The sequence below is a fragment of the Streptomyces sp. SudanB25_2051 genome (genome assembly GCF_964272635.1).
Classification (GTDB): Bacteria; Actinomycetota; Actinomycetes; order Streptomycetales; family Streptomycetaceae; genus Streptomyces.
Window position 1 is genome coordinate 4,995,474 of record NZ_OZ186787.1, and the last position, 15,000, is coordinate 5,010,473.

The following is a 15,000-nucleotide window of genomic DNA, read 5'->3' on the forward strand; positions in this document are numbered from 1 at the left end:
GACCACCGCCCGCGCCGTGCCGCTCCCCGACGCGCTCTCGCGCGCCGAGTCCGCCGGCCTCGCGGCTACGCGCCACCGCCCATCTTGGCGTCGACCTTCTTGACCTCGACGACCGCGCCGGTGCTCTTCTTGCGGCCCCGGAGCTTGGCCTCCAGCCACGACGCGAACTGGGTGAGCGCCCCGTTCACGACGATGTAGATCAGCGCCACCACGGTGAAGGCGGCGATCGTGTTGGCGCCGTAGTTCGCGGTGATCGGACGGATCTGGAACAGCAGCTCGCTCAGGCCCAGGATGGCGCCGCCCAGAGCGGTGTCCTTGACGATGACCACCAGCTGGCTGACCAGCGCGGGAAGCATCGCCGTGACCGCCTGCGGCAGCAGGACGTACCCCATGATCTGGCCCTTGCGCATACCGATGGCCTTGGCGGCGTCGGTCTGCCCGCGCGGCAGGGACAGGATGCCCGCCCGGACGATCTCCGCGATGACGGACGCGTTGTACAGGACGAGGCCGGTCACCACCGCGTACAGCGGCCTGACATCCGACTCGATGGGGGTGAACTGGGCGAAGACCGCGCTGGCGAACACCATCATCAGCAGGACGGGGATCGCGCGGAAGAACTCCACGACCGTGCCCACAGGGCCCCGCACCCAGACGTGGTCCGACAACCGGCCGATGCCGAGCAGCGCGCCGAGCGGCAGGGCGATCACCAAGGCCAGCGACGCCGCCTTCAGCGTCTCGCCGAGCCCCGGCAGGAGGAACGTGGTCCAGACGGCGCCGTCCGTGACGAACGGCTTCCACTTCTCGGCCGTCAGCTGGTCCTTGTCGGCCATGACCGACAGGAACCACCAGATCGCGAGAGCCAGGAGGACCAGGAAGACGGCCGAGTAGAGGAGGTTCCGCCGCTTGGCCCGGGGTCCCGGGGTGTCGTAGAGAACGGAGGTCATCGCTTCACCGCCACGCGCTTGGCCACCCAGCCGAGGATCAGGCCGGTGGGCAGAGTGAGGAGCACGAACCCGAGGGCGAAGACGCCGAATACGGCGAACAGCGCGTCGGCCTCGTTCTCGACCATTTCCTTCATCAGCAGCGCCGCCTCCGCGACACCGATCGCCGCCGTGACGGTCGTGTTCTTCGCCAGCGCGATCAGGACGTTGGCCAGCGGGGCCACGACCGACCGGAACGCCTGCGGCAGCACGATCATGGTCAGTACCTGGAAGAAGCTCAGGCCCAGAGCACGGGCCGCCTCCGCCTGCCCGACCGGCACCGTGTTGATGCCCGAGCGCAGCGCCTCGCAGACGAACGTGCCCGTGTACGCGACCAGACCCAGGACGGCCATCCGGAAGCCGATGTCCTTGAACGTCTCCCCGCCCAGCGCGAAGCCCAGCGTCTGGTTGAGCACCAGCGAGCAGCCGACGATCACGATGGTCAGCGGGGTGTTCCGGACCACGTTGACGTACGCGGTCCCGAAGGCCCGCATCAGCGGTACCGGGCTCACCCGCATACCCGCCAGCAGGGTGCCCCAGATCAGGGAGCCCAGCGCCGAGTAGAGGGTGAGCTGGACGGTCACCCAGAAGGCGCCGAGCAGGTCGTACTGCGGAGAATCAAGAAAGTCGAACACGATGACCCGCGCTCTCCCCTGGTTGGATCGTGGGAGGCGCCGCCGGCCCGGCCGGGGCCGACGGCGCCTCGCTGCTGTTGCCTCTCACGTTCCCGCCGCTCACGCGGCGGCGCGGCTCACTTCTCGGTGATCTGCGGCGCGGGCTCGTTCTTGTAGTTGGCCGGGCCGAAGTTCTTCTTCACGAACGCGTCCCAGGAGCCGTCCGACTTCATCTTCTCGAGCGCCGCGTTGATCTTGTCGCGGAGCTCCTTGTCGCCCTTCTTCAGGCCGATGCCGTACGGCTCGTCGCTCAGCTTCAGACCGGCAAGCTTGAACTTGCCCTGGTGCTCCTTCTGCGCCGCGTATCCGGCGAGGATGGAGTCGTCGGTCGTCAGAGCGTCAACGGCCTTGTTCTCCAGGCCGGTGAGGCACTCCGAGTAGCCGCCCAGCTGCTGCAGGTCGGCCTTCGGGGCCAGCTTGGTCTTGACGTTCTGCGCGGAGGTCGAGCCGGTGACCGAGCAGAGCTTCTTGGAGTTGAGGTCCTCGGCCTTCTTGATCGAGTTGTCGTCGGCGCGGACCAGCAGGTCCTGGTGGGCCAGGAAGTACGGGCCGGCGAAGTCGACGACGGCCTTGCGCTTGTCGTTGATCGTGTAGCTGGCCACGACGAACTTGACGTCACCGTTGCGGATCAGGTTCTCGCGCTCGGCGCTGGGAGCCTGCTTCCACTCGATCTTGTCGGCGCTGTAGCCCAGCTCCTTGGCGACGTACGTGGCGACATCGACGTCGAAGCCGGTGTACTTGCCGTCCGCCGTCTTCAGGCCGAGACCGGGCTGGTCGAACTTGATGCCGATGGTGATCTTGTCGCCGTCGCCGCCCTTGTCGTTGCCGGAGCCACACGCGGTCGCGGTGATCGAAAGGGTCAGAACCGCGGCGAGGGCCGCACTGGTCTTGCGGAACTGCATGGTGAACATCCCTTGTGTCGTGGTCCGGCCGTGGTCGTCCGGCGCAGGGGGGTGGTCAGTGGTGAAGGATCTTCGACAGGAAGTCCTTGGCCCGGTCGCTGCGCGGGTTGCTGAAGAACTGGTCCGGTGTGGCCTGCTCGACGATCCGGCCGTCGGCCATGAAGACCACCCGGTTCGCCGCGGAGCGGGCGAAGCCCATCTCATGGGTGACGACGACCATCGTCATGCCCTCGCGCGCCAGCTGCTGCATCACCTCGAGGACCTCGTTGATCATCTCCGGGTCGAGCGCCGACGTGGGCTCGTCGAAGAGCATCACCTTGGGGTCCATCGCCAGCGCCCGCGCGATCGCGACGCGCTGCTGCTGGCCGCCGGAGAGCTGCGCCGGGTACTTGTCGGCCTGCGTACCGACCCCGACGCGGTCCAGCAGCGCCCGCGCCTTCTGCTCGGCGTCCCTCTTGTCCGCCTTGCGGACCTTGATCTGGCCCAGCGTGACGTTCTCCAGCACCGTCTTGTGCGCGAAGAGGTTGAAGGACTGGAAGACCATCCCGACGTCGGCACGCAGCCGGGCGAGCTCCTTGCCCTCGTCGGGCAGCGGCTTGCCGTCGATGGTGATGGTGCCCGAGTCGATCGTCTCCAGGCGGTTGATGGTGCGGCACAGCGTGGACTTTCCGGACCCGGACGGCCCGATCACGACCACGACCTCGCCACGGGCGATCGTCAGGTCGATGTCCTGGAGCACGTGCAGCGCGCCGAAGTGCTTGTTCACGTTGCTCAGTACGACCAGGTCGCCCGCCGTCGGTGCGGCGTTCGCTGCTCCCTTGGTCACTGACACTCCGCTCATCGCCTCTCGCTCCGTCCTGCTCGGTTGCACAGGACATTAAGCACGCCCTGCGAGCAGCGTCATTACATCTGAGCGGAAATTGAGCATAACGATCCGGCCGCAACCGGACACTCCGCGTGAACGGGGCGGTGTGTCGGAGTACGGCTGCATAACGGATGTGCGCCCCGGAGCGGAGAGCTCTTGACTCGCGCCTCCGCATCAGGATTCATGCTCATGTCGCAACAGTGCCCGGGGACCGTCATGTCCTGGCACCATTCCGGGTGTACCGACGCCGCTGCACCTGGCAGGCTGACACGCCGTACGACCGACCACGCGCCACCCCGGGGAACGAAGGCGGCGCCATCCGCGTGTCCGCACACCGCGCCGCCACGGCGCGGCGCACGCGGCGTACACGCGAGACCTGTGAGCCACTTCCGGAGGGGGGCCCGAATGAGACTGCTGCTGGTCGAGGACGACGACCACGTCGCCGCCGCTCTGTCCGCCGTCCTCAAGAAGCACGGTTTCACCGTCACCCACGCCCGCAACGGCGAGGAGGCGCTCAAGGCCGTCCTCCCGTGCGACGACCCGGGACGGCCCCCGTTCGGCGTCATCCTCCTCGACCTCGGCCTCCCCGACCAGGACGGCTACCAGGTCTGCGGCAAGCTCCGGAAGCTCACCACCACCCCCGTGATCATGGTGACGGCCCGTGCCGACGTCCGCTCCCGCATCCACGGCCTGAACCTCGGCGCCGACGACTACGTGGTCAAGCCGTACGACACGGGCGAGCTGCTCGCCCGCATCCACGCCGTCAGCCGGCGCGCGACCGGCCCCGGCGACCCGGAGGACACCGGCTCCCACCCCGTGCTCGGCGCCCCGGCCGAACCGGTACGCCTCGGCCAGGTCGTCGTGGAGCTGCCCACCCGCCGCGTCACCGTGGACGGCGCGGCCGTCCAGCTCACCCGCAAGGAGTTCGACCTCCTCGCGCTGCTCGCCCAGCGGCCCGGCGTGGTCTTCCGCCGCGAGCAGATCATCAGCGAGGTGTGGCGCACCAGCTGGGAGGGGACCGGCCGCACGCTGGAGGTCCACGTGGCGTCCCTGCGCTCCAAGCTGAGGATGCCCGCGTTGATCGAGACGGTACGCGGCGTCGGATACCGGCTCGTCGCCCCGGCCGCGCCCCCGCGCGTCTAGCACCCCACAGGACGAAAACGACGGGCCGCCCCTTGCGCACACGCCTCCTCCCGCTGCTGATCGTCCTCATGGCCGGCGTCCTGCTGGCCCTGGGGTTCCCCCTCGCGGGGAGCCTCGCCTCCGCCTATCAGCAGACCGTCGTCGTGGACCGCATCGACGACACGGCCCGCTTCGCGGCGCTCGCCCAGTACGTCACCGACAGCGGGCCCGGCATAGACGAGCGGAAGTCCACCCTCCAGGGGGAGCTGGTCCGCTACCGGGAGGTGTACGGCATCGACGCCGGCGTCTTCTACCGCGACGGCACCGCCATGGCCGCCGCCCCCGAGGGCTGGCGCATCCCCGAGGACGGCGAGCTGCGCCGCGCGCTGGTCGAGGCGCGGCTCGGGCGCCGCTCCCACGACCCGCCGCAGGTGTGGCCCTGGCAGCCGGACGCGCGCCTGGCCGTCGCCTCGCCCGTCGTACGGGACGGGGACGTCGTCGCCGTGGTGGTCACCGACTCGCCGACGGGCGCGCTGCGGAGCCGTATCCTGCGCGGCTGGCTGCTCATCGCCGCCGGCGAGTGCGCCGCCATGCTGCTCGCCGTCGGCGCGGCGTTCCGGCTCACCGGCTGGGTGCTCAAGCCCGTACGGGTACTCGACGCGGCCACCCACGACATCGCCACCGGCCGCCTCAACTCGCGCGTGGCCGCGGCCGGCGGCCCTCCCGAACTGCGGCGGCTCGCCCGCTCGTTCAACGAGATGGCCGACAACGTCGAACAGGTGCTGGAGCAGCAGCGGGCGTTCGTCGCCGACGCCTCCCACCAGCTGCGCAATCCGCTCGCCGCGCTGCTGCTCCGCATCGAACTGCTCGCGCTCGAACTGCCCGAGGGAAACGAGGAGATCGCCTCGGTCCAGGCGGAGGGCAAGCGCCTCGCCCGGGTCCTCGACGACCTGCTGGACCTCGCGCTCGCCGAGCACGCATCCGCCGACCTGAAGCTCACCGACATCAAGGAGCTCGCCGCCGAACGGGTCGCCGCGTGGCGGCCGCTCGCCGAGGAGCGGGGCGTACGCCTGACCGGTACGGGCCCCGCGGTCACCGCCTGGGCGGACCCGATCGCCCTGTCCAGTGCCCTCGACGCCGTGATCGACAACGCCCTGAAGTTCACCCCGGAGGGCGAGGAGGTCACCGTGGAGGTCGACGCCGGCGGCGACACGTCCACCATCGTCGTCGCCGACCGGGGCCCGGGCCTGACCGACGAGGAACTGGCCCGCGTGGGCGACCGCTTCTGGCGCAGCGGCCGCCACCAGAACGTCAAGGGGTCCGGCCTGGGCCTGTCCATCAGCCGGGCCCTGCTCGCCGCGGGCGGCGGCTCCCTCACGTACGCCCACAACGACCCGCACGGGCTGCGCGTGACGATCGCCGTGCCGCGCACCGAGCCGGCGCCGGCGCGCGGCGACTACGGCCCCGCCGACCGGTAGGGCGCGCCCCTGACCGTCGCAGCCTGGCCGACCGGTGGGGTGTACCCGCGATCGCTACGGCCCCGCCGACCGGTAGGGCGCCCCTGCCCGTTTCAGCCCCGCCGACCGGCAGGGCGTGCCCGTGACCGCTACGGCTTGACCGAGCGGTAGTAGCGGCGGGCGCCGTCGTGGAGCGGCAGCGGGTTTGTGTAGATGGCCGTCCGGAGGTCCACCACCTGCGCGGGGTGCACCTCGCGGCCCACGCGGTCGCGGCTGCCGATCACCGTGCGCGTGACGCCCTCCGTGAGCGCCGCGCCCATCCGGTCGGTCGTCACCAGCAGGTTCGGCACGGCGACCGTCTGCACCGGCTCGTCCTGCGCCAGCGGATAGGCGTCGGCCGGTATGACCGCCGAGCGGTAGTAGCGGCTCGGCCCGCCCTCGGCGTGGACCGTGTCCACCAGCTTCTGGTCCAGCGGCACCAGCCGCACCGGGAAGCGCTCGGAGAGCCGCAGCACCGCGTTGGTCGGCAGGCCGCCGGACCAGAAGAACGCGTCCAGCCTGCCCTGTTCCAGCAGCCCCGGCATCGTGTCGATCCCGGCCGGCACCGGACGCACATCGGCCGCCGGGTCCAGGCCGGCCGCCGACAGCAGCCGGTCCGCGAGCAGCCGTACGCCCGAACCCTCCTGGCCGACGCCCACGCGCAGCCCCTTGAGGTCGCCCGCCGACCGGACCCGCGAGCCCTTCGGGACGACGAGCTGCACGTAGTCGTCGTACAGCCGGGTGCAGCCGCGCAGGCTCTCCGCGCCCGGCCGGCCCTCCTGGAGGTACGTGGCGACCGCGTCCGCCGTGGCGATCGTGAAGTCGGCCTCGCCGGACGCCACGCGCGCGAGGTTCTGCTGCGAGCCCTCGCTGTCGCGCAGCGTCACCGCCACCCGGGGCAGCTCCCGGTCGAGGGCGTCCTTCAGCAGCTGCCCGTACCGCTGGTACACGCCGGTCCGCACACCCGTACTGAACGTGATCTTCCCGCTCGGCTGCTCCGGGCCGAACGGCACCAGCCACCACAGCAGCAGGCCGGCCACCGCGAGCAGCGCCGCGGCCGACCACAGGACACGGCGGCGGGCGGCGCGGGGCGCGGGGGCGGCGGGGGACGGGACGCCAGACATGCCCGCGATCCTGCCAGCACCTCCCGGCGAAGGGAACCGCGGGCCGCCCGGCCCCCGGCACACCACCCCGGTACGCGACCCGGTGCGCCGTCCCGCGGGTCAGCCGGCACCGACCGCCGACACCACCCAGCCGGCGGCCACCGCGCCCGCGACGGGCAGGACCAGCAGCGCCACACCCACCAGCGGCGGGAAGCCGCCCCGGGCCCGCACCACCCGGCGTACGGCGAAGGCCTTGTCCATCGCGGCGCGGACCGCCCCGGTCGACAGCGGCGTGACCGCGCCCAGCGCGACCAGGCCCACCTCGCGCCACCGCAGCCGTCCGTCGCCGCGCACGGGAAGCGTCCAGGACGACACCCAGCCGCGGAACGGCAGCAGCGCCGCCAGGACACCCCACAGGAACCCGGCGCACCCGGCGAGCACGGCCGCCCAGGGCAGCTCGGCCACGAAGCGCAGGCCCAGCGCCACCACGAGCGTCACCGGCAGCGGCACCGCGGGTATCCACCGCTCGTGCCGCACCGGCAGCCACCGCAGCAGCACACAGGTGAGCACCACCTCGGGGAGGAGCGCCGCCACCACCCACAGGGGAAGCGTCATCCACGACTCCTCGCCGCTCGCGCACCACACCGGCCGGCCGCTCCCGACCGCGCGGGCCGCCCGGTGGTCACGGAACTCACCGCGGACGCGCGCCGCACGGCGGTCACAGGACGAAGGCCACGCCGACGAGCGTGACCACGAAGACGACCAGGAAGATCCACGACTGCTTCCGCGTCACCTCCTCCATCGGCCGGCCCGCGCGCTTCAGCCGCAGCTGCCGGGCGATGTACGGCGCGAAGACGATCCGCAGGACCACCAGCACGATCATGGTGGCCGTGTACAGCACCAGGGGCATGGGGCCCTCGTACCCGCGCGCCGCCGACGCCAGGGCGATGCTGACCGCGCCCGCCAGCGGCAGGGACACCGCGATCAGCTTGTCCCGCCGTGTGGTGGCCATCGACTGGGCCGCCACGGCGAGGGCGGCCCCCGAGAGGACGGCGGCGATCCACCACTGGCCGGGGGACAGCGACGAGGTCAGCACCCCTTCTCCTTCCGTCGTACGTCGAGGGCGGCGGCGCGCCGGGAGGACCGGGCGCGGCGGAACGCGACCCGGCCCTCCCCTGCACGCCGGTACCCGCTACCAGCCGAGCCAGCCGATCACCGTGGTGGCCGCGTCGCTGACGACGGTGGACACCTTGGCGCCGACCTCCTCCGCCACGCCGAACCTCTTGAACAGCTGGCCCTTGCCGAAGAACACGCCGCCCACGAGGAAGATGCCGAGCGCCTCGTGGAACTTGCCGCTGTCCCAGCCGTAGCCGAAGCCGGTCAGGATGCTGCTCACACCCTGCAGGCCCCACGACACGGCACCGGCGATCCCCGCCGCCGCGAAGGCCGGCGGGAAGAAGATGCCGATGCCGCCGAGGACGACGGCGGCACCGCCGGCGACCGTGCTCCAGTGCCCGGTGGCCTCGGCCCAGTCCTTCGGGTCCGAGACGTCCTCCGGCCACATGCCGAGCCACTTGGTGTCGCCGTCGTCGTCCTGCTTCACCGGGGTCGTGCCGGCCGCCTGGTGGCGCTTGGCCTCCTCGGCCGCCGCCTGGGCGGCCGCCGCGGCCTCGGCCTTGCGCTTGGCGACCACGATGCTGTGGGCCTGGCTCGCCGCGTCGGCGGCGGCCCGGGCGTCCTTGCCCGCCTGGAGGGCGGAGGCGTGCGCCTGCGCGGCGGACGACTGGGCGCTCGAGGCGTAGGTGACAGCCTGCCGCGCGGACGCCACGGCCTGCTTCATCGCGTAGTTCGCCGACGCCGCGGCGCCCCGGGCGACGGTCGCGGCGTTCTTCGCGCTCTGCGCGGACTGGGCGGCGGCGGCCGCCGACTGGTCCGCGGCGGCCGCGTTCTCCTGGGCCTCGCGCGCCGACGCGGCGGCGTCCGCGGCGTACCCCTGCGCCTTCTGCGCCCAGTCGGCCGCCTCCGCCGCGGCCTGGCGGGCCTCGGCGGCCGCCTTGGACGCGAGGGCGGCGTCCTCCAGCGCCTTCGCCGCGATCTTCGCGGCGTGGGCGATGGCGGCGCGGATGGCGGCCACGTGGGTCGCGTGGTCGTGGTCGAGACGGGCGATGTGGTACTTGTCCCGGCTGACGAAGCTCCGCCGCATCCGTGCCGGTCCCTCCAGCACGATCTGCGCCGCCGACCGCATGTAGGGGCCGCCGGTGTTCAGCAGGCGGAACACCTCGACGTTGTCGTCCTCCTTGATCGCCTCGGCGAGCTCGACCGTGAGGAAGCGGTGGAGGGCCTGCGCCGTCCCCGCGTTCAGCGCCGCCTCCGCCTTGGCCTTCACGGCCGGGCCCGGATTCTCCGACAGAACCTTGAACACCAGGACGCGGTTGTCGGTCGCGGACGCCTCGATGACACCGGTGGTGAGGAAGTCGCCGCAGGCGTTCGGCGCGTCGCTGGCGAGCGCGCGTGCCGCGGCCTCGGCGACGGCCGCCTTGCCGGCCTTCGCGATGGCGAGGACGCTCTCGCGGTCGTCCTGCTGCTGCGCCAGCACCCGGTCGGCGCTCACCCAGTTGACGACGTCCTCGTCGGTGCCGGCGAGGGCGAACTCGGCGGCCTCCCGCGTCCAGGTGCCGGGCGCGTCGAGGAGGCGTACGGCGGCCTTCCGGCCGGTCGCCACGGCCGTGGCGGTGTCGCCGGACCGCAGCGCCGCCTCGGCTGCGGCGATGAGGTCCTTGGTCTCGGTGGCGGCCTTGTCCGCCTCCGTGCGCTCCCGGTTGATCCGGGCGGCGTCCTCGGCCTCGGCCTGGGCCCTCGCGCGGGCCTCCAGGATGCCGAGCTCGGTGTCCTCGGCGATCCGCGCGGCCTCCGCCTCGCGGGCCGCCTGCTCGACGGCCTGGGCCTCCTTCACCGCGTTGGCGGCGGTGGTCGCGGCCTGCATGGCCGCCTCGGCGTAGGCGGTGGAGCGGGTGGCGTACTCGATGGCCTTGCCGGCGTTCGCCGCGGCCTCGTCCGCCGCCGCGGCGGCCTTCTCGGCGTGGGCGGCGGCGCTGTTCGCGGCGTCGCGCGCCACGCGCGCCGCCGCGGCGGCGCGGTTCGCCAGCGCCTGGGCGGTGCCCGCCGCCCGGGTGGCCCGCGCGGCGGCGGCGTTCGCCTCGGCGGCGGCCTGGCGGGCCTTGGCGGCCTGGCTCTGGGCGATGCCCGCGGAGGCCGCCGCGTCGGCCGCGGCGTTCGCGGCCGCGGCGGCGTTGGAGGCGGCGCTCGCCGCGGCGGAGCCGGCGGACGACGCCTGCTGGGAGGCGATGGCGGCCTGGTCGGCCGCGGCGGCGGCGGTACGCGCCCGGGCGGCGGCGTCGCGGGCGCCCTGGGCGGCGGCGCGGGCGGCGGACGCCTTGGTGGCGTCCTTGGACGCGGCGATGGCGGCGTTGTACGCGCGCGAGGCGGCGTTGCCCGCCGACGCGGCGGCAGCGGCGGCGGCCTGCGCGGCCGCGGCGGCGCGGCTGGAGGCGGCCTGCGCGGTGCGGGAGGCGGCGATCGCGGTGTTCGCGGCGTCGGCGGCCCCGCGCGCGGCGCTGGCGGCGTCGTTGGCCGCCCTGGCGGACCGGCGCACGTCCTGCTGGGCGAGGCGCGCCTCCTCGGCCGCCTTGAGCGCGGCGGCCTTGGCCTTCTCGGCGGCCTCCTTCGCGCGGTCCGACGCGGCGACGGCCTTCTCCGTCTGGAGCTTCGCCCGCCGTCCCTCGCGCTCCACGATGTCGACGAGCTGGGCGATCGTCGCCGCCTCCTCGTCGCGGGCCCGCGCGATGTACTGCCCGGACACCAGGAACTGCCGGATGGCCTCCGGGGACCCGTCGGACAGGGCACGTTCCGCGTACAGCTTCACCTGCGGGGACGCGGTGCTGAGGATCGTGAAGACCTCGACCTTCTCGTCCTCCTGCTGCGCGGTGTACTGCGTCTCCTGGAGGAAGGTCCGCAGAGCCGCCGTCGTGCCGGCGTTCAGCGCCGCGTTGGCCTCCCGCTTCACAGCGGTGCCGCCGTTGTTCATCACCGTGAAGACGGCCGCCCGCATGTCGGTCTCCAGCGCGGAGGTGAACCCGTCGCGCAGGAAGGCGGCGATCGCGTCGTCACCGGCGGCCAGTGCCGCCCCCGCCGAGCCGCGCACGGACCGGCCCGCGTAGGACAGGCCGCTGATCAGCGCGAAGCGGTTGTCGTCCGCCTTGGCGACGGGCAGTTCGCTGGTGAGGAACGCGGAGACGGCCGCCGGGGAACCGGCGAGCGCGGCGGCGGCCGCCTCGCGGACGGCCCGGCCGCCGGTCTTGTACGCCCACACGGCCCGGCCGCGGTCCGTGTCGGGCAGCCCCGTGGTCTCGGTGGAGGTCCCGGCGGCGTGGGCGGGGCTCGCGGCCAGGGTGAGGACGGAGGGGAGCGCGGGCGCGGCGGCGGCTCCCGCTGCGGCGGTGAGTACCCGGCGTCTGCTCCAGAACGTCTGCGACAACGCGTGCATCCTTCCCCTAAGGGATACGACGGCCCGGACGCGTTGTCGCCCAACCCCCGTGCCCACGAGGCGTGTTGGCGAGCCAAAGCGCGTCCGGAGGAACAGCCGCGACCCTAGTACAGGTGTTCGCGACCCGTCCGGGGGAAAGATCGACTTCTTTTCACGGGGGAGCGATTTTGCGCCATGGCGCGGGGGACTTGTCTGGTTTGCCTCGCCCGGCGGCCGGAATTTGGCGCGAAAGCGTGCCCGCTACAGGCAACCTGACGGGCGCTCATCCCGTCGGGGGTGCCGGGTGCCGGGTGCCGGGTGCCGGGTGCCGGGTGCCGGGTGCCGGGTGCCGGGTGCCGCCGGGGCGCGGCGGCCGCGCCCGATGCGGTGCGGGGCGCGCGGGGCACCGCCGACGTCCTGCGGCTCCGTACGGGGGCTGCCGCGCCCCGCAGGTGGAACCGCGCACCGGCGCACCCGCGCCCCGGCGACATCCGGCACCCGTGCCCCCACCGTGCGGGGCGATCACGGGACCGGCACCCGCCACCGGGTACGGCCGCCGCCCCGCCGTACGGCGGGACCGTCGCCCGGCACCCGCCACCCGGTACGGCCACCGCCCGCCCCGCCCGTCGGGCGCCAGGGCGCCGCACCGCGCGCTCCCGGGCGTCGCGGAGACGCCGTAGAGAGGGGTGTCCTTGCGCCCCCTTACCCTTGTTCCATGACCAGCAGCGACCGGAGCCAGACAGTGGACGTCACGCGTACCTATGCAGTTCGCACCTACGGGTGCCAGATGAACGTCCACGACTCCGAGCGCCTCTCCGGCCTGCTGGAGGACGCCGGGTACGTACGCGCGCCCGAGGGCGCCGACGAGGCCGACGTCGTGGTCTTCAACACCTGCGCGGTCCGCGAGAACGCCGACAACAAGCTGTACGGCAACCTCGGGCGCCTCGCCCCCGTCAAGGCCCGCAAGCCCGGCATGCAGATCGCCGTCGGCGGCTGCCTCGCGCAGAAGGACCGCGACACCATCGTCAAGAAGGCGCCGTGGGTCGACGTCGTCTTCGGCACGCACAACATCGGCAAGCTGCCCGTCCTGCTGGAGCGCGCCCGCGTCCAGGAGGAGGCGCAGGTCGAGATCGCCGAGTCGCTGGAGGCGTTCCCCTCCACGCTGCCGACGCGCCGCGAGTCCGCGTACGCCGCCTGGGTCTCGATCTCCGTCGGCTGCAACAACACCTGCACGTTCTGCATCGTCCCCGCGCTGCGCGGCAAGGAGAAGGACCGCCGCCCCGGCGACATCCTGGCCGAGATCGAGGCGCTCGTCGCCGAGGGCGTCTCCGAGATCACCCTGCTCGGCCAGAACGTCAACGCGTACGGCTCCGACATCGGCGACCGCGAGGCGTTCAGCAAGCTCCTGCGCGCCTGCGGGAAGATCGAGGGCCTGGAGCGCGTCCGCTTCACCTCGCCGCACCCCCGCGACTTCACCGACGACGTCATCGCGGCGATGGCGGAGACGCCGAATGTGATGCCGCAGCTGCACATGCCGCTCCAGTCCGGTTCCGACACGGTCCTGAAGGCGATGCGCCGCTCGTACCGGCAGGAGCGCTTCCTCGGCATCATCGAGAAGGTCCGCGCCGCCATCCCGCACGCCGCGATCTCCACCGACATCATCGTCGGCTTCCCCGGCGAGACCGAGGAGGACTTCGAGCAGACGCTGCACGTCGTCCGCGAGGCGCGCTTCGCGCAGGCGTTCACCTTTCAGTACTCGAAGCGGCCCGGCACGCCCGCCGCCGAGATGGACAACCAGATCCCCAAGGAGGTCGTGCAGGCCCGTTACGAGCGGCTGGTCGCCCTCCAGGAGGAGATCTCCTGGGAGGAGAACAAGAAGCAGGTCGGCCGAACGCTGGAGGTCATGGTCGCGGAGGGCGAGGGCCGCAAGGACGACGCCACCCGCCGCCTCTCCGGCCGCGCCCCCGACAACCGCCTCGTCCACTTCACCCGGCCGGACGAGGACGTGCGCCCCGGTGACGTGGTGACCGTCGAGATCACGTACGCGGCCCCGCACCACCTTCTCGCGGAGGGCCCCGTCGCCGCCGTGCGCCGTACGCGCGCGGGCGACGCCTGGGAGAAGCGCCAGGGCGCCCAGGCGCCCAAGCCGGCGGGCGTCATGCTGGGCCTGCCCCAGATCGGCGTCCCGGCCCCGCTGCCGCCGGCCGAGAACGGCTGCGCGGTCAGCTGAGACGGGCCTCGGCGGCCGGGACGTACCGGCCGCCGGCGGGGCGGCTGTGACGCCCGGCAGCCGGGCGCCCGCGCGGTGAGCCGCGGCCCCCGTTCTCTCCGCGCGCCCCGGACTCCGCACGCCCCGCGCACCGCGCGCCCCAGACTCCGCACGCCCCAGACTCCGCGCGCCCAGGGCACCGCACGCCCCAGACTCCGCGCGCCCCGGGCTCGCCGCACCCCGGCCACCGCGCGGAGCGGCGGGCGTGCGCCCGTACCGGTCCGCCGCGCCGAGCCCCGGCGGCTCCCGCGTTACGCTGCGGATCATGCTTGTCGCCGCAGCCGTCTGCCCCTGCCCGCCGCTCCTCGTCCCCGCCGTGGCCACCGGAGCCGCGCCCGAACTGGACGACGCGCGCGCCGCCTGCCTCGACGCGCTGGGCGTGCTGGCCGCCTCGCGCCCCGACCTCCTCGTGGTGGTCGGCCCCGACCCGGAGGCCGACCCGGGGGCGGCGGGCGCCGTGACGTACCCGGAGGGAGCGCCGGGCGACTTCCGGGGCTTCGGTGTGGACGTGGACGTGCGGCTCGGCGCGGGCGGGGCGCGGGACGGCGCCGGGGCACGCGCGCTGCCCCCGTCCCTGGCCGTGGCCGCCTGGCTGCTCCAGCGCGCCGACTGGGCGGACGCGCCGGTGGAGGGCCTGGGGGTGGCCGAGCGGCTGGCACCCGAGCGCTGCGCGGAGCTGGGCCGTGAGCTGGCCGTACGGGCTCCTCGCGTGGCCCTGCTGGTGATGGGCGACGGCAGCGCCTGCCGATCCGTGAAGGCGCCCGGCTACCTCGACGAGCGGGCCGCGGACTTCGACGCCCGCGCCGCCCGCGCCCTCGGCGCCGCCGACACGGGCGCCATCGCCGCGCTGGACGCCCCCCTGGCGTACGAGCTGAAGGCTGCCGGGCGCGCCCCGTGGCAGGTCCTGGCCGGCGCCGCGCACACCGCTTCGCCGGAGGGGCGGCTGCTGTACGACGACGCCCCGTACGGCGTCGGCTACCTGGTCGCCGCCTGGTCCTGACGCGGCCGGAAACAGCCCCCCGCACAGCGGCGGGCGGCCGCGGAGCACCGTGCTCCGCGACCGCCCG

General features: G+C 73.6%; 12 protein-coding genes. 4 read left to right on the plus strand and 8 right to left on the minus strand.

The genetic code is table 11. From position 1 onward, the window contains the following. Window positions 1-65: 65 nt before the first annotated feature. From ACSUPT_RS22465 to ACSUPT_RS22480, 4 genes are all read right to left on the minus strand, one after another. Complete coding sequence (locus tag ACSUPT_RS22465) at window positions 66-944, minus strand: amino acid ABC transporter permease (RefSeq protein WP_351965067.1); 879 nt, start codon at window positions 942-944, stop codon at window positions 66-68. Continuing rightward, window positions 941-1,615, minus strand: a complete 675-nt coding sequence (locus ACSUPT_RS22470; RefSeq protein WP_436945375.1) for an amino acid ABC transporter permease — start codon at window positions 1,613-1,615, stop codon at window positions 941-943. The genes ACSUPT_RS22465 and ACSUPT_RS22470 overlap by 4 nt, the downstream gene beginning before the upstream one ends. Before the next feature lie 116 nt (window positions 1,616-1,731). Next, window positions 1,732-2,556, minus strand: a complete 825-nt coding sequence (locus ACSUPT_RS22475) for a glutamate ABC transporter substrate-binding protein (RefSeq protein WP_351965065.1) — start codon at window positions 2,554-2,556, stop codon at window positions 1,732-1,734. A 55-nt stretch (window positions 2,557-2,611) separates the two neighbouring features. Further along, complete coding sequence (locus ACSUPT_RS22480; protein WP_365726254.1) at window positions 2,612-3,397, minus strand: amino acid ABC transporter ATP-binding protein; 786 nt, start codon at window positions 3,395-3,397, stop codon at window positions 2,612-2,614. 429 nt (window positions 3,398-3,826) lie between these two features. Here ACSUPT_RS22480 and ACSUPT_RS22485 point away from each other — a divergent pair, with 429 nt between their 5' ends. Together ACSUPT_RS22485 and ACSUPT_RS22490 are read left to right on the plus strand one after the other, a co-directional pair. Then, window positions 3,827-4,564 (plus strand): response regulator transcription factor, encoded by a 738-nt coding sequence (locus ACSUPT_RS22485; protein ID WP_351965063.1) that lies wholly within the window; start codon window positions 3,827-3,829, stop codon window positions 4,562-4,564. Between the two features lie 32 nt (window positions 4,565-4,596). Further along, the gene (locus ACSUPT_RS22490) at window positions 4,597-6,021 is read left to right on the plus strand and encodes a sensor histidine kinase (RefSeq protein ID WP_351965062.1); all 1,425 of its coding nucleotides are present in this window, start codon (window positions 4,597-4,599) and stop codon (window positions 6,019-6,021) included. Between the two features lie 128 nt (window positions 6,022-6,149). Here ACSUPT_RS22490 and ACSUPT_RS22495 read toward each other — a convergent pair whose 3' ends face one another. The 4 genes from ACSUPT_RS22495 to ACSUPT_RS22510 all read right to left on the minus strand — a co-directional run bounded on the left by ACSUPT_RS22495 (window position 6,150) and on the right by ACSUPT_RS22510 (window position 11,676). Next, entirely contained in the window at window positions 6,150-7,163 is a 1,014-nt protein-coding gene (locus tag ACSUPT_RS22495; RefSeq protein WP_436945376.1) for a TAXI family TRAP transporter solute-binding subunit, read from the minus strand. A gap of 99 nt (window positions 7,164-7,262) precedes the next feature. Continuing rightward, entirely contained in the window at window positions 7,263-7,757 is a 495-nt protein-coding gene (locus ACSUPT_RS22500; RefSeq protein WP_436945377.1) for a hypothetical protein, read from the minus strand. A 103-nt stretch (window positions 7,758-7,860) separates the two neighbouring features. Next, the gene (locus ACSUPT_RS22505; RefSeq protein WP_361657792.1) at window positions 7,861-8,238 is read right to left on the minus strand and encodes a hypothetical protein; all 378 of its coding nucleotides are present in this window, start codon (window positions 8,236-8,238) and stop codon (window positions 7,861-7,863) included. 96 nt (window positions 8,239-8,334) lie between these two features. Then, window positions 8,335-11,676 carry an ALF repeat-containing protein gene (locus ACSUPT_RS22510; protein WP_404148682.1) on the minus strand — a complete coding sequence of 1,114 codons (3,342 nt, stop codon included), beginning with the start codon at window positions 11,674-11,676 and terminating at the stop codon, window positions 8,335-8,337. Between the two features lie 703 nt (window positions 11,677-12,379). Here ACSUPT_RS22510 and miaB point away from each other — a divergent pair. Both miaB and ACSUPT_RS22520 read left to right on the plus strand, forming a co-directional pair. Beyond that, window positions 12,380-13,894, plus strand: a complete 1,515-nt coding sequence (gene miaB, locus ACSUPT_RS22515; protein WP_361657786.1) for a tRNA (N6-isopentenyl adenosine(37)-C2)-methylthiotransferase MiaB — start codon at window positions 12,380-12,382, stop codon at window positions 13,892-13,894. Window positions 13,895-14,198: 304 nt separating this feature from the next. After that, the gene (locus tag ACSUPT_RS22520) at window positions 14,199-14,933 is read left to right on the plus strand and encodes a class III extradiol dioxygenase subunit B-like domain-containing protein (protein ID WP_351965056.1); all 735 of its coding nucleotides are present in this window, start codon (window positions 14,199-14,201) and stop codon (window positions 14,931-14,933) included. The last annotated feature ends 67 nt before the right edge of the window (window positions 14,934-15,000 follow it).

Coding starts and splice junctions, on each gene's coding strand:
- miaB (WP_361657786.1), top strand. CDS start 12,380: ATGACCAGCAGCGACCGGAGCCAGACAGTGGACGTCACGCGTACCTAT.
- ACSUPT_RS22465 (WP_351965067.1), bottom strand. CDS start 944: ATGACCTCCGTTCTCTACGACACCCCGGGACCCCGGGCCAAGCGGCGG.
- ACSUPT_RS22495 (WP_436945376.1), bottom strand. CDS start 7,163: ATGTCTGGCGTCCCGTCCCCCGCCGCCCCCGCGCCCCGCGCCGCCCGC.
- ACSUPT_RS22475 (WP_351965065.1), bottom strand. CDS start 2,556: ATGCAGTTCCGCAAGACCAGTGCGGCCCTCGCCGCGGTTCTGACCCTT.
- ACSUPT_RS22480 (WP_365726254.1), bottom strand. CDS start 3,397: ATGAGCGGAGTGTCAGTGACCAAGGGAGCAGCGAACGCCGCACCGACG.
- ACSUPT_RS22485 (WP_351965063.1), top strand. CDS start 3,827: ATGAGACTGCTGCTGGTCGAGGACGACGACCACGTCGCCGCCGCTCTG.
- ACSUPT_RS22520 (WP_351965056.1), top strand. CDS start 14,199: ATGCTTGTCGCCGCAGCCGTCTGCCCCTGCCCGCCGCTCCTCGTCCCC.
- ACSUPT_RS22500 (WP_436945377.1), bottom strand. CDS start 7,757: ATGACGCTTCCCCTGTGGGTGGTGGCGGCGCTCCTCCCCGAGGTGGTG.